Source organism: Candidatus Saccharibacteria bacterium (genome assembly GCA_016699895.1).
Lineage (GTDB): Bacteria > Patescibacteriota > Saccharimonadia > Saccharimonadales > Saccharimonadaceae.
In genome coordinates, this window is the sequence record CP064991.1 from 625,433 (window position 1) to 640,548 (window position 15,116).

A 15,116-nucleotide genomic window follows, 5' to 3' on the forward strand; every position below is an offset into this window, starting at 1 on the left:
CGCTATGACAGAAGCCACCCAAACCATAGAACAAACATATCTCAATTTTCCTAGCGAGAGGTTTCCTTTGAGTAGCCTAGCGGCTCACGATACTTATCGGACATTTTGGGAAAAAACTCATCAGATAGATAATAGCGAGAAAAATCGCCAAGCTATTGAGAGGTGGGAAGCAATTGCCGTTGAGACCAATAGGATACTCAATGCCTTTTGTGGTGACGGCGTAAAAGCCGTCTATCCCGAAACCTACGAGGCAGCCGTCTTGACAACATTAGCCGATACTGAATCAATGGATCCACCCGATGGTAGTCGTAATGCTAGACGCGCTCTAAAACAATACTTTAAACAAATCGGCTCCGAAAAAAGCCCAGATCAAATCGAATATATCGGCGGCTTACTAAATGACAGGAAAAAGATTCGGGATTTCTGGTCGGCACACGCACCCGAGCCGGTGCCGATGGGGCAGTCGTACGAATGGGACAAATTGCCGCCACTAGCCGACCTCGATGCCATGCTTGCATTGGTTGATGATGACAGCGAGAATCAAAATCCTATCAACGTAGAATCGGTGCTTATCCAGGGTGCACAGCTCATTGCCGAACTCGAAAATTTTTTTGCGACAACTAATACGGCCGATGGTATCCACGATTCAAACATTATCGACAAGATCCACATGAGTGAATCACTGATCGTGCCAATGCTAGAAATTATGGGATATGACGGCTTTGCTATGCGACTCAATAGCATAACAAAGAAAATCCGTTTAAAAAATATCGGTGAAAAAGGCCAATTAGCGCTCGATATTGCAGAGAAAGTACTCGAAAAATACCAGCATGAGTATGTCATCGAGGCTATGCAGCGCGCCCTCTATCATTTGTCCGGTAGTACCGATATGACAACTGTCGCCCAGGACTCTACCATAGATTTTGAGCATGCCCGGGTCATCATGACAGAAGGCGTCTGCACAATTCCAGTGACCACGGATACTGGCCACGCTGCTTTTTACATAATGCGCGTCAAAACACCCGGGTCGCTGGCCTGGAAACTAATGTCGGACCATGAGAAAGGCAAAATTGATCTGTTTGCTATTGATCAAGGTGCGATAGATAACGCCAGGCTGCCCATGGACATTATTGCTGCGACCGTTATCTTTGACGATAACAATGCTTACAATCATAACCAAACAGACTCTACCACGACAGCGTCTGATGGCCTAGCGACATCTTTTGGCGTCATGGTGAACAATGCTCGCAACGATGCTGGCATTGAGCTACGGCCGTCCCCGAGTCGCGACGCTGCTGTTCATATCCGCGGTACCGAAACCTTTTGCAATAAAATTGCTAGCGAGGTCTACCAGCGTGGCTACTCTAAGTCTATCGATATTCGAGACAACGAACCAGTTGCTGGTATGGAAGTAGCAAAACTTACCTTTATGTATGAGAGTCTCCGTATGGAGATCCAGTTTATCACCGAAACCAAACGTAATGCCATGCGCACTGAAGAAATCGCTCATATATTCTATAAACTTGGCATTGCCGACCCAACTGAGGAACAAATCAAAGCCATCAAACGTATTAATCAGCGTAAAGATAGCGTCAAGTCTCCAGTGCTAGTTAATCACGACCAAGGCAAACGCTATATCAACAACATAAAAGCGACCGACACCTTCGATATGGCATCCTTTACACTCCACATGACAACATCACAATAGGTCGCACCTCTTGCATACATATCTACTTTCTGCTATCATAGAACCAACGTTATCAAAGACAGTAGCGGGGAAACCTTAATCATGCTACCGAGATAAAAATTCTTTTTTGATAACGAGCGAAAGCGAGCACAGTTATGAATGTATTCGTAACTACGTGAGCCGAGCTAACCTTAACAATTCGGGTCGTATTAAACTAACCAAAGGAGATTTATGGCAATATCACGCGATAAAAAACAAGCTTTGGTTGCTGAATTAAACGAGATTTTAGCAAGCGCTAAAATGACAGTATTTGCGGCGTATACCAATATTCCTGTCAAAGAGCTCGAGAAACTGCGTCGCGCAGCCCGCGAACAAGGCGTTGGCATCAAAGTTGTCAAAAACCGCCTCGTCCGAGTAGCTATGTCGCAGATCGATGCCCTGAAAGACACTGATACCAGTGCCTTGAAAGGTCAGGTGCTCTACGCTTATTCGAGCGAAGACGAAGTTATGCCTGCCAAGATTTTGAACGATTTCGCCAAAGACAACCCAAGCCTCGAGCTTGTCGGTGCCTTTAGCGGCGAAGGTGCGAATCTTGACACTGCAGAAACGACTGATCTGGCTAAACTGCCGAGCAAAAATCAACTCATCGCCGAAGTGGTGGCTACATTGCTATCGCCAGTCAACGATGTTACGAACGCGCTCAGTGGCAACCTGCATGCTTTGCTGGATGGTGTCGAAGCCAAAGCAAATTCATAAGCAACCAATCAAACTATAATCCATCGAAAGGACATAATCATGGCTGATGTAAAGAAATTAGCAGAAGAACTGACCAAGTTGACGGTCCTAGAAGTCAACGAATTGAAAAACGTCTTGAAAGACGAATATGGCATTGAGCCAGCTGCAGCTGCTGTAGCTGTCGCTGCTGGCCCAGCTGCCGATGCCGGCGCTGCTGCCGACGAAAAGAGCGAGTTTACCGTTCAATTGAAAGATGCTGGCGCCCAGAAAGTCGCTGTCATCAAAGCAGTCAAAGAAATCACCGGCCTCGGCCTAGGTGAAGCTAAAGCTATCGTTGACGGTGCTCCAGCTCCAGTCAAAGAAGGCGTTAGCAAAGACGACGCTGAAGCTGCCAAGAAAACCCTCGAAGAGGCTGGCGCGACTGTCGAACTCGTTTAATCAATTTTCGACCCTGAATTGTTATAACTATAGAAATGAGACGCTTTTACTAGGCGTCTCATTTTTTAGTTGTTTTAGCAAACCCTAGTCTAATGTTTTGAAAAAATCGCAACTTTATGCCTCAAAATAACAACGTTTTCTGGACTTTCCCCAGATATCGCTGTGGAAAAAAAGTCATTGACTGACGAGACCCCTAGTAGTATAATGTGGAATGACAGAAACCTTAATATACAGACAGAAAGCGAGATACGTCTGATGAACGAGAGCGAGAACAACGAGACGGTTCTGCCCGAAAAACAAGTAAAACGCCTGCGTGCGCTTTTGAATGAGGCAGAGACTAATTTAGCAGCTGCAAAAGAACTATTATTTAGCATTATTGGTGATGATGATTTGCCAAAGCGCACCCCCGAAGAAGTCACCGGCAAGGTGATCGAGGGCGTTTTTGACGGCCAAACCATGCACGACGCCGATGGCAAAGCCTACCCCGTGCCAGCTAACTATGCCAGTAAATCCAAACTGGTCGAAGGCGACATTTTGAAACTAACGATCGCCGATGACGGCTCATTCATTTATAAACAAATCGGACCAGTCGCGCGGCGACAAGTGATCGGCACGCTCGTCCAACACGATGGTGCGTACTATGTCGAAGCTGGCGGTAAAGAGTTCCGAGTCTTGTTAGCCTCTGTGACCTTCTTTAAAGCTCATGTCGGCGACCAAGTCAGCATTATCGTACCCGAAGACAACCGCGACGCCGAATGGGCCGCTGTCGAAGCTGTCCTCTAGAGCTATTTTCGTTAAAATTACAACGCAAAAAAGTCGCTAAACGCGGTATAATGTTTGTATGAGTGTGAGGGAATCATCCGTGCGATCTGTTAGTGATCGTCCTAAAAAAGTGGGGAAATCGGCGCATTTGGCGCTGTACCGTAAATATCGTCCGGAAACCCTCGACCAAATCGTCGGTCAACCGCAAGTTACAGACATTATCAAAAAATCAGCCGCCGGTAATAACTTTGCCCATGCCTATTTATTCACCGGGCAACGTGGCACCGGCAAAACAAGTGCGGCGCGTATTGTCGCACATCTCATTAACCAGACCGATTACAGTTCCGACGATATTGATATTATCGAAATCGATGCCGCCAGCCACGGTGGCGTCGAAGAAGCCCGTGAGCTGCGCGAAAAAGCTTTCCTGGCGCCGATTGCCGCCAGCCATAAAGTCTACATCATCGACGAAGTTCACATGCTGTCGACCCAGGCCTTTAACGCTCTCCTTAAAATCATCGAGGAGCCGCCTGAGCACATCGTATTTATCATGGCGACGACCGAGCTCCAGAAAGTCCCGGCCACCATTCTGAGCCGTGTGCAGCGCTTTCATTTCAAGCCAGTCCCGCTCGACGTCGTAGCAGATCATTTGGCCTATATAGCCGGGGAAGAGGACATCAAGGCCGATCGATCAGCTCTCGAGCTCATCGCCCGTCACGGCGGTGGCAGTTTTCGCGATAGCATCACGTTGCTCGACCAACTAGGCGGATCTGGCGCTATCACTGGCGAGAATGTCGAAGCAGCCCTAGGGCTAGCGCCACAAACGCGCGTTCAGGCTCTCATTCAGTCAATTATCGAGCATGACGTTGCCGGTGTTATCAAATCAGTCGACGACTTGCAGGCGAGTGGCATTAATACTAGTTCGATCGTCGGACAACTGATCGATGAACTACTCGAGATCGCTCCGGAAAATCCCAAGCTCTACAGTTTAATCGAGAGTCTGCTCGAGGTTAACGGATCAGCTGCTCCTGCTATCAAGTTATTAGCCGTTTTGTCGCTCGCTGCTGCCAAATCCGCTACTAGAAATGCCGTCGTCGCCACTGCGACCACTTACGAACAGGACAAACTAGCGACTATTATCGAAAAAAAGGTCAAATCCGAGCCAACACTAATCAAGCCCGAGACTACCGTCGTAGTAGAGCAGAGCAAGCCAGAAAAATCACCGGCCGCGGCAAAACTAGCTGACAAAAAGGCCGATGCTGCCGCCGAGACAGTTACTGGCCAGCCGCCAGCTGAAATCGTCTGGCAGGACATTTTAGACGAGCTAAGGAACCTCGACCGCCCAGCAGCACTAGCTACCTTGAAATTTGCCACGACGGATTATGACCATGATACGCTAACACTCTATTTCGAGCGTGCTTTCCATCGTAAAAAGGCCGATGCGCCTAGTTGTCGTGAATCGCTCCAGCTAGCCTTTGCTAAATTATATAACGGAACGCCGCGCATCGTTGTCGCCACGACCGCTCAATCAGCCGCTGATAGCAAAGATTCGCTCGTAGCCGGAGTGGCTGCTATAATGGGTGGTGGAGATATAGTGAGAGAGACTTAAGGAGATGGCAAAACACAGTTCCAGCAGCGCAGATTTAGCCGGCGAGCGTCCGAATGACAGCCCGCTCGTTGACGCTGCGAGTAAACAAAAGTTTACTCCTAAAAGTGCCAACGACGAAGTTACCTCGTCGGGCAAGATCCCGCCACAGAACCTCGATGCCGAGATGTCACTGCTCGGCGCTATTCTGATCGACGAAGAGGTTTTGTCCGATGTGGCTGATAAAATCCACGTGGCTGATTTCTATGACCGGCGCCACGAAAGCATTTTTGCCGCGATGTTACGACTCTACGAAAAGCATTCGCCGATCGACCTGTTAACGTTGACCGATGAGCTGAAAAAATCCGAAGATCTAAAATCAGTCGGTGGCGCCGCCTATTTGTCCGAGCTAACCAATTATGTTCCGAGTTCGGCTCATGCCGTATCATACGCCCAGATTGTCGCCTCGGCTGCCGTCCGACGACGCCTGATCAAAGCCGGTGCCACTATTAGTCAGTTAGCCTTTACCGAGGGCGAGGAGATCGGCGAGATCCTAGCTCGCGCCGAATCTGACCTCTATTCCGTTAGTGAATCAAATGCCAAATCCGACATGGTGTCGATCGAATCGATCCTAGCCGAGAGCTTTGACCGCATGGAGGAACTCCACCGCGACAAAGGCAAGTTACGCGGTGTCAAAACCGGTTTTCGCGATCTCGATAAACTGACCGCTGGTCTGCAAAAGTCCGACCTTATCATCCTAGCCGCTCGCCCAGCCATGGGTAAATCAACCCTGGCGCAAAACCTGGCTTTTAACGTCGCCACCAAGGAAAAGAAAGCTGTCCTAATATTCAACCTCGAGATGAGCAACAGTCAGACTGTCGACCGCATGCTGGCCGAAGCTGCCGGTGTTGATAGCTGGAATATTCGCACCGGCAACCTCAGTGATGACGATTTCGCCAAAATTAGCGAGGCAATGGGCGAGATGGCGGAGGCGCCAATATTCTTTGATGATACGCCCGGTCTATCCGTTCTCGAAATGCGCACCAAAGCCCGTCGTCAAGCTCACAAAACGCCGCTCGGCCTGATTGTCGTCGACTATCTACAGCTCATGAGCGGTAGCAAGAGCTACGGCGAAAACCGCGTCCAGGAAGTCAGCGAGATCTAACGCGGCTTGAAACTGATTGCCCGCGAGCTTGATGTACCAGTGATTGCCTTGTCACAGTTGTCACGCCTCGTTGAACAGCGTCCCGACAAACGTCCGATGCTATCCGACCTCCGCGAGTCCGGCTCTATTGAACAGGATGCCGATATTGTCATGTTCCTCTACCGCGAAGATTATTACAATCCAGAGACCGATCGTCAGCACATTGCCGAGCTAATCCTAGGCAAACATCGTAACGGTCCAACTGGACGCGTTGAGATGTATTTCCATCCAGAGCGACTCCGTTTTATGACCCTCGACAAGCACGCCGAATAAATCTTTTTGAGCCTCAAAACTCACACCTCGGGTCCTTATTTATTTAGAATAAATGCGCACGAGCACTGGATCGTTACTATGCCAGCTTGTGATAATTTTGCTCGGCAATGTCTTTTTAACGACCTGTCCAGATGACGCAAGAATCATAGTGGTTGCGTCGAGTTTATCGAGTGTATCAACAACCGATAGGTTAGGGTAGTTTCTCTGCATAACTTGATAAAACGCCAGCTGATCGCTGCTCACTACTAGTTTCACTTTTTCATTTGAACGGCTACGGATTTCCTGTCTCACCATTCTAAACTCCATGTTGTACCCATAGGCGACGGTCGAGCTATAATTCTGGTTACTCAGATACTGCATGAGAGACGTGCAGGCCACCGCCATCACTAGGACGGATAACATGACGACCGCTGTACCGCGCGCATAAGGATTTCGCGGGAATAGCGAGTACCATTTGCTTATTAACACCTCCATACCGAGAGCCGTTAATAATGTGATCGGCAACAATAGCAGATAAATCAGCCCGGGCTGGCGTAGGCTAATAACCAACGTCATAGCTAACGTTGATAGCACTAGATAAGACCTGGCAGAAAACGCATCAACTAAAGCCCTCGTGATACCGATCACCACCAATAACAACCCGACAATCGTGATAACCGGCACCATGATACCTTGCACCAGCTCCGCCGATGATCCAAACAACGCGTCCAGAACCGCCGTGAGATGAGCGATTGACCATTGACCGTCAAATAATAGCAATTGATACAGTGTCTCTGAGCCGCCATTTGACCAATGCAACGCCACTGTCCAGATCAACGGCAACATTAGGCAAAAGGCCAGTAATGTCGCCAAAAGCATCTTCCAGACTTTGATACGCACCAATAATAACCGCACCTTTGGATGTAACAGCCCAGTCAATAGCAAGGCGATAGTCACATATAGGCCGCCCGGGAAATAAATGAGCAGCGCCAGACAGATCCCAACGGCGATCTTTGCCGCCAGAGCCACTAGCTTTGATCGTTTATCGACTACGATAGTCGTCGCAGCAGCTAACGCGCAGACGATCAGGAACAATACCATAGCAGCTGGCGTCCCACCCCTGGCCAGGCTGATAAATAGCACCGAGGCGGACATCAATAGGCCACCAATCATAGCCAGGCTGAATCTCGACCACTTCTTGATCAGGAAAAACATCCCAGCGGCGACCAAGCACATCAATATGACAGCTGGTAATCTCACAGAAAAGGTCGATAATCCGAATATGTGGATGCTGGTGCTCTGCAAAAGGTTCCATGGCAAATTGACGAGCCAATCAGAGCTAGCCGATACGGCTAGCGGCGACCAATGTCCACTGATCGATGCCGCTGTCATTTCCGCCTCGGTTAGTCCACCGGGCAGCGACCAAAAATTATATCCCGCGAGCAATGCGGTGATAATAATAAAAAAGCCAAATCCCCATAAAACCCGATGTCGATAGAAAATCGATCGACGCAAAGAATCTTTCTTCATTGTTCGACCATTGTACCATATGCTATACTATTCCAGTAAATCGAAGGAGGAAACATGGCCGGAATGAAAGATCAAATGGCATTAGTGATGAAATTGAAAAAGGCTCAAAAAGAGCTATCCAAAGAAGTTGTTGAGGTCGAGGCCGGTGATGGCGCCGTCGTCGTCCAGATCAATGGCGAACTAAAAATCGTTAGCGTCAAGCTCGATCCTGAATTGATTGACCTCGATAATGTCGCCGAGCTAGAAGGCTGGATCAAGGCCGCCATGCGCGACGGACTAAAGGAAGCCCAAGAAGTCGCTGCTGAAAAAATGAAACCGCTCATGGGTGGTCTCAGCGGCCTCGGGATGTAAGCTATCGAATGAATAGTTCCGCTCTACCACGTGCGTTATCGAACCTCATAGACGCCTTTGGGGCTTTGCCTGGTGTGGGCGCACGCACTGCTGAACGCTATGCCTATGCTGTTTTAAAAGGTGATCATAGCAAAGCCGCTCAGCTATCGTCGTCTCTAGCTAAAATTCATAATTCGATAAAGTTGTGTCCGAAGACTTTTGCACTCATTGACGCCGACCAAGAGTTATCATCGCTCTATACCGATCCAGAACGCGACCGCACGGTCGTTGCCGTAGTCGAGGAGCCATTTGACGTTGTCGCGCTCGAAAACACCCATCAGTTCAAAGGTACTTATCACGTGCTAGGCGGTGCCATTTCGCCAATTGATGGCGTCGGGCCCGAGCAGCTACATATCCCAGAACTCATCCACCGCCTGCGTGAAGACAAGACTCGCGAAGTCATCCTCGCCACCAACGCCAGCGTCGAGGGTGAATCAACCGCACTCTATATCCAGAAACAGCTCGAGGAAGCCGACCTAGGTGATATTAAAATCACCCGACTAGCTCGCGGTCTACCGATCGGCGTCGATCTCGAATACGCCGATCAAATTACGCTGACACACGCCCTCAACGGCCGCCGCGAATTATAAATTTACAATCTCAAATAGTTTTAATAACCGATCAACAATCAAAAATTCTTGTTTGACCTGCTCGGTTGTCTCTAGTAGCTCGCGTGCTTTTTTGATCTCTACCCATCTAACATCATCATGTTCATGGTCATGCAACTCTGTTTCTCTAATAATTTCCATCGCAAAATAATGCGTCGTTTTGTCGGTAAAAATAGTGGTTTTTGGATGCGTAAATTGATCGTGAATGACACCTAGATAGCCAATAATTTTTCCGCTCTTGCCGCTTTCCTCTAGGGTTTCACGCAGGGCGCAATCTTCGAGTGTCTCGTTATGCCCCAGAGTACCTTTCGGCAGATGGTAGTGATCGCCATCGTTTTCATGTCTCACTAATACGGCAATTTCGATCATTCCGGACACGTTACGAAAAATGATTCCGCCCGCACAAATATGATACGGCCAATCATTTGTCGCGCGCCATTCGGAGGTATTGTCCATGATTATTAGTATAGACTATTTTTCTAATATAAAGTAGAACTTGTCACGTTCAACCACTTGATAATACATAGAAAGTTTCTCAGCAAACTTGCTATCCCGAGTTACAAACAAATTATTCGCTAGGTCATCACGGCTCAGTGAGAAATTCTCAACTTTTTTGCGCCAGTTGGCTTGTTGTGTCCAGATCGGCTCGGGAATGCGTGCGAAAAACCCGATATTGAGCGTCAGGTTATTGGCGAGAGCCGCCTGAGCGATCTTGTATGTACCGCTCTGGTCACCACGAAAACCACGGTCGAGCATCACGAGGTGTTGCTGTGTCGTGAGGAGATCGGAAATCCCCGGCATCACGAATTCTGGCTGATCTACTCGCTGGATCTGCGCAAAACCTTCGCGTTTGATCGTAGCTTTTTCACTAAACCAAATGTCCGTCAACTGAATCGTTGCAATAGTCACTAAACAGATAGCTAGTAGCGGCAACGTTGCCTTTTTGTAACGCAACATCGCCCATGAAAAGCCATATATTACTAACAAGATCGCGACGTAGTAGAACACCCACGCTTCGCGCGCCGCGGCGCGGAATGCAGACCAGATTTCGTAGATCTTGTCGGGTACCGAATAGGAAAATAGGGTAATCGGTCCTAGATCCACCCTGATACCGATCGCAAAAATGAGCAGCGCCAAACCAGCCGCTAGCATCAACCAATTACGGAGCTTATGTGCGCGGAATCGTGCCACGCCGTGACGCCACAGCTTTTTATAACGCCCGCGTAGTTTGTATGCTACGAAAAAGATCATCAGCCAAACGCCGAGACCCAGCCACATCAATGTCTCTGGCGAGGTCGAAGCATTAGGAAAACCTGGAATCAACGCCGAAAAGCCGCTAGGGTTGGCAAAACTAAGCAAATTAAAGCCTTTTTCATTGAGGTCACGAATCTCAGCGCCGCTACCGAGACCAAACCCACCGATCGCAAAAAATACCACGCCTATTGCTACTACTGGCACAATCACACGGGCTAACATTCCCGGAATCGCTTTCCAGCTGATTTTCGGTGTCAACCGCAAAACCGCTACAGCTAGCATGACTACGAGCATCGGCACGAAATAGGGATGAACCAACACCGCTGCAACCAATAGACCGCTCCAAGCTAGCAGGAATGACCAGGCTTTTTTGAACTTTGGCGCGTCCCAGACTAGCAAAATGCCGAGTAGGATCAGCCAATGTGCCGCGAGCGCCGAATGATACAGACTGCGCGCGATCAACATCGGCGTCACGACAAATAGCAAAGCTCCAGCCGCCACAAACAGAATCTGCCATGGGGAGTTTTGTTCGGTCGGCGTCTTGAACAGTTTGAACCATAGTTTTCGAACTAATATCGCCGCCACGCCGCCCATTAACACATAACAAATGAGCGCCCATAGCCCGAAATACTGAAAATGAGCAGGCAGTAGCGCCAACAACCATTTGAAAGGAAAGGCGAGCAGTGGAATCGCGTCCATAAAGGTTATCGGCAAGCCTTCTGGATAGGCGAGACCGTTAATCATGCCACCGGTCGAATCGGCGCGGAAAAACTCCCAGCCAATAAAGTGCTGCGCCGTATCATGCGTGATCGACTGAAAAATCCAATCTGTATACCCAGAATTAACGATCGCTAGACCATAAAATGCCGCGAAAAACACCAGTCCAATTAGACCCCCGAGCAAAAATCCGCCCATCGGACGCACCATAAACCCTACAACTTTGTGTTTAACTTTTGAAAACATTGTCTATTCATTATACAATAGTCTCATGTTAAATGACGAGCAAAGAGAAATCATCAACAAGGCTCAGACTATTTTAGTGATCCAGGCCGAGAATCCTGACGGCGATTCGCTAGGATCAGCCCTAGCACTCGAGGAGATTTTTGGCGCCATGGGCAAACAAGTTTCACTCCATTGCCCGGTACAAATTCCAACCTATTTGCGCCACATTAGCGGCTGGGACAGGGTAACTCCTGATTTTCCAAACAATGCCGATCTAGCAATTGTCGTCGACACTTCATCGAAAATCTTGCTATCAAAGACGCTCGATAATCCGATCGCTCGGGCTTTTCTAGAGTCAAAACCGGTCATCGTTTTCGATCATCACGTCAGCGTCGAACCAGATTTGCCGTTTAACGCTAATTACATCGTCAGCCAAACCGCCGTGGCCACCGGCGAACTGATTTACGACCTAGCGGTAGAAGAAAACTGGCCGATCAATGCGCAGGCCGCCTCTCATCTATTCATATCGATCCAAGCCGATAGTCTAGGACTCACCACGGCCGCAACAACCGCTGAAAGCTTTGCCACATGCGCAGAACTCGTCCGACTCGGCGCCGTGCCAGCCGATATCGAGGCTGCTAGGCGTGAACTCATGAAAAAATCGCCGGAAATCCTCAAATACAAAGGTCAATTGATCGAACGAATTGAATATTTCAACGACGGCCGCACTGCGCTCATCAACATACCCTTTGACGAGATTCATGAATACAGCAATCAATACAATCCAACGATGCTGGTACTCGACGAAATGCGCCTCGTGATCGGTGTTGATGTCGCCATCGGCGTCAAGACCTATCCTGACGGCAAACTAACTGGAAAACTACGTTCTAATATACCGGTATCTCATTTTGCCGCCAAATACTTTGGCGGCGACGGCCATCCGTTCGCCTCGGGCTTTCGCATTTATGAGAGTTACGATGAGTTCCTGCCCGAACTCGTTCAATGCATGGAAAAGGTCTACGTCGAATACGATGCCGAACACCCTCGCGAAATAGACCAATCTGCAAATAGCGCTGGCTCTGGTAGCTTTAGAATAAAGGAGGCTCGATGAAACTATTGAACACTAGAACCAAAAGAATCGATGATCTAAAGCCGCTAGACGATAGCAACATTGTTCGGATCTATTCCTGTGGCCCGACAGTTTATAATCACGCTCATATTGGCAATCTGAGCGCCTATATATTTGCCGATATGTTGCGCCGAACAGTGCAGTTGGCTGGATACGACACAAAACATGTCATGAACTTTACCGACGTTGATGACAAAACCATTCGTGATTCGGCGATGAACTATCCTGATCTAGACCCTATGCAAGCTCTAACAAAATTAACTCGTCATTACGAACATATATTCCTCGATGAAATGCAGGAGATTGGTAACGATACCAAATCTCTGACATTCGTGCGAGCTACCGAATCAATTGACGGTATGAAAACTCTTATTGCCGACCTAGCACGACAGGGAATTGCCTATGTTGCAGACGACGGCGTGTATTTTTCAATCAATAAATACCGCGAGAATAGGAACTATGGTCAATTATCACATATCGAACTGGCAGATGATACTAGATCTCGCATCAACAATGATGAGTACGACAAAGATTCTGCTCAGGATTTTGCCCTCTGGAAAACGCAAAAATCGGGCGAGCCAGCTTGGCCGTTTCAGATCGGCGACGTTGACCTGACAGGTCGACCTGGTTGGCATATTGAATGCTCCGTCATGAGCGTCGGCGAACTTGGTCAGCCCTTTGACATTCACACCGGCGGTATCGACCTAATATTCCCGCATCACGAAAACGAAATCGCTCAGAGTACGGCCGGCGATCAGCCTGAACTCTATGCCAACTTCTTTGTTCATAACGAACATCTGCTGGTTGATGGCGTCAAAATGGCGAAAAGCAAACACAACTTTTACACGTTGGTTGATGTCAAGGAACATGGTTTCGACCCGTTAGATTTCCGCATGCTGATTTTGCAGAGCCATTACGGTAGCGCCAGTAATTTTAGCTGGGATAACCTGACCGCCGCGCAAAATCGCCGCCGTAATTGGCGCAACAAAGCCGAGCTGCGATGGCAGCTGCCAGATTCTGGCGACGATGGTCAGGTCGAAATCGTGAATAACTTGCTCGACCAGGCAAGCGCCGCCATGCAGGACAATCTCGATACGCCAAACGCCCTGAAATACATCGACGAGGCCTTCGATCAGCTAAAATACGACAATCTGAGCCATTTCGCGCTCGATAACCTGATTAGCTTTATCGATAACTATCTGGGGCTCAGCATCCGAAACACCACGCCCGACATCGCTGAAATTGACAAGGAAAAGATCCGGGCACGTTCCGAGGCAAAGGAAAACAAAGATTTTGCCCGCGCCGACCAGATACGCGACGAGCTGCTATCAAATAACTTGACGCTAAACGACTCGAGCAACCAGACTATCTGGGCCAGAGAATAAGACAATTATTTATTACGTCGGAACGAGATTTTTGGCAAACGGATCCTGACAAATTCACGCTGAATGTCAAACACTGGCGCTAGATCTTCGTCATCAGCCTCGATAATGGCATTTTCAGCTTTGAGCTTGCGGCGGCGAGAATAGAACGCTTCTTTGGCGAGAACCACCAAACTACCAGCTACAGGAATCGCTACTAGCGCGCCGAGTAGCCCACCGACATTCAAACCGAGGAGGATTGCGATCAAGATGACTAGAGCCGACAGGTTCAATTTCTTTGACTGGATATGTGGCGCGATTAAATTGTTTTCAATCTGTTGCTCGATGATAAAGTAGGCCAGATAGATTAGAGCCGCCGGCCACGAGTAGATGAGTAACAGCAAGGTCACAACGCCGCCACCGATGATAGCGCCAAACATCGGTACGAAAGTCATAACGAATATGATCGTCCAGGCCGGCCAAGCTAACGATAGTTCAAAGCCAAAGATCAGGCTCAAGATCACAACCGCGATGGCCGTCAATGTCGCACTGATCAACGCCACCGTGATTTGACCACTCATGTAGCCAGTTACCACATTGGAAATCTTGCGGGCCACCGCCTGATGATATTTGCGTTTCTTGTCATCAGTATAGGCGAGTCGCCAGTATTTTTCCTCCCAGGCCGGCCCCTCAATCAGCATCAGGAACGTTAGCACGGCCACAAAAATACTGTTAACCGTCGCGCCGACTAAACCGTTTAATAGGCCGACAAACGAGCCGCCGATAGCGCCGGCCGCGCTGGCAGCTTCTTTTTGCAAACCGTTCAACCAGTCATGATATTGATTAGTCAAATTATATTTAGCGAGGAAATCGCCCAGCCACAGCGTATTTTTCTGTAATGATTCTACGATATGCGGGAAATCACCGAGAAAGTTCGCGAGCTGTTTCACAAAAACCGGCACAACATTGAAAAATACCAAGATGATAATCGCCAGAATCATGAGATACGCTACCAACGTTGCAAATGCGCGCGATTTACCCGGCAAATGCCGTGCTAACCAGGAAACTGGGCGATTCAAAACTAGGGCGAGGAAAAACGAAATCGCCACGATCACCAACGGACCTTGTGCCAACCAAACAAACCCAATTACCCCTGCAAAACCCAAGATGACTAACCAAAACCTGATAAACGTTCCTGTATCGACTGTTACTTTCGTATCTTTCATAGCTCATATTGTA

At 48.6% G+C, this 15,116-nt stretch carries 13 protein-coding genes and 1 pseudogene; 10 read left to right on the plus strand and 4 right to left on the minus strand.

Annotated features, from left to right (window positions below):
• Positions 1-4 precede the first annotated feature (4 nt).
• From IPL44_03400 to dnaB, 6 genes and pseudogenes are all read left to right on the plus strand, one after another.
• The gene (locus tag IPL44_03400; protein QQS17323.1) at positions 5-1,708 is read left to right on the plus strand and encodes a hypothetical protein; all 1,704 of its coding nucleotides are present in this window, start codon (positions 5-7) and stop codon (positions 1,706-1,708) included.
• Between the two features lie 210 nt (positions 1,709-1,918).
• Positions 1,919-2,443 carry a 50S ribosomal protein L10 gene (locus IPL44_03405; GenBank protein ID QQS17324.1) on the plus strand — a complete coding sequence of 175 codons (525 nt, stop codon included), beginning with the start codon at positions 1,919-1,921 and terminating at the stop codon, positions 2,441-2,443.
• Between the two features lie 39 nt (positions 2,444-2,482).
• On the plus strand, positions 2,483-2,860 hold the full coding sequence (gene rplL, locus IPL44_03410) for a 50S ribosomal protein L7/L12 (GenBank protein ID QQS17325.1): 378 nt from the start codon (positions 2,483-2,485) through the stop codon (positions 2,858-2,860).
• A 255-nt stretch (positions 2,861-3,115) separates the two neighbouring features.
• Positions 3,116-3,643, plus strand: coding sequence for a hypothetical protein (locus tag IPL44_03415; GenBank protein QQS17326.1), 528 nt, complete (start codon positions 3,116-3,118; stop codon positions 3,641-3,643).
• A 58-nt stretch (positions 3,644-3,701) separates the two neighbouring features.
• Positions 3,702-5,231: a DNA polymerase III subunit gamma/tau gene (gene dnaX, locus IPL44_03420; protein QQS17327.1), complete on the plus strand. Its 1,530-nt coding sequence runs from the start codon at positions 3,702-3,704 to the stop codon at positions 5,229-5,231.
• A 4-nt stretch (positions 5,232-5,235) separates the two neighbouring features.
• A pseudogene (dnaB, locus tag IPL44_03425) lies at positions 5,236-6,684 on the plus strand (replicative DNA helicase).
• A 39-nt stretch (positions 6,685-6,723) separates the two neighbouring features.
• Here the strand turns inward: dnaB and IPL44_03430 are convergent.
• Positions 6,724-8,193, minus strand: a complete 1,470-nt coding sequence (locus IPL44_03430) for a glycosyltransferase family 39 protein (GenBank protein ID QQS17328.1) — start codon at positions 8,191-8,193, stop codon at positions 6,724-6,726.
• Positions 8,194-8,247: 54 nt separating this feature from the next.
• On the opposite strand from IPL44_03430, the gene IPL44_03435 reads away from it, so the two are divergent.
• Both IPL44_03435 and recR read left to right on the plus strand, forming a co-directional pair.
• Positions 8,248-8,544 (plus strand): YbaB/EbfC family nucleoid-associated protein, encoded by a 297-nt coding sequence (locus tag IPL44_03435; protein QQS17329.1) that lies wholly within the window; start codon positions 8,248-8,250, stop codon positions 8,542-8,544.
• Between the two features lie 8 nt (positions 8,545-8,552).
• Entirely contained in the window at positions 8,553-9,173 is a 621-nt protein-coding gene (gene recR / locus IPL44_03440; protein ID QQS17330.1) for a recombination protein RecR, read from the plus strand.
• Here the strand turns inward: recR and IPL44_03445 are convergent.
• Together IPL44_03445 and IPL44_03450 are read right to left on the minus strand one after the other, a co-directional pair.
• Entirely contained in the window at positions 9,168-9,647 is a 480-nt protein-coding gene (locus IPL44_03445; protein QQS17331.1) for an NUDIX domain-containing protein, read from the minus strand. The two genes, recR and IPL44_03445, sit on opposite strands and share 6 nt — an antisense overlap.
• 15 nt (positions 9,648-9,662) lie before the next feature.
• Positions 9,663-11,408 carry a hypothetical protein gene (locus tag IPL44_03450; protein ID QQS17332.1) on the minus strand — a complete coding sequence of 582 codons (1,746 nt, stop codon included), beginning with the start codon at positions 11,406-11,408 and terminating at the stop codon, positions 9,663-9,665.
• Between the two features lie 25 nt (positions 11,409-11,433).
• Here IPL44_03450 and IPL44_03455 point away from each other — a divergent pair, with 25 nt between their 5' ends.
• On the plus strand, positions 11,434-12,498 hold the full coding sequence (locus IPL44_03455; protein ID QQS17333.1) for a DHH family phosphoesterase: 1,065 nt from the start codon (positions 11,434-11,436) through the stop codon (positions 12,496-12,498).
• Positions 12,495-13,901: a cysteine--tRNA ligase gene (locus IPL44_03460; protein ID QQS17334.1), complete on the plus strand. Its 1,407-nt coding sequence runs from the start codon at positions 12,495-12,497 to the stop codon at positions 13,899-13,901. Before IPL44_03455 ends, IPL44_03460 begins: the two co-directional genes overlap by 4 nt.
• 5 nt (positions 13,902-13,906) lie before the next feature.
• Here IPL44_03460 and IPL44_03465 read toward each other — a convergent pair whose 3' ends face one another.
• Complete coding sequence (locus IPL44_03465; protein ID QQS17335.1) at positions 13,907-15,103, minus strand: AI-2E family transporter; 1,197 nt, start codon at positions 15,101-15,103, stop codon at positions 13,907-13,909.
• Positions 15,104-15,116 lie beyond the last annotated feature (13 nt).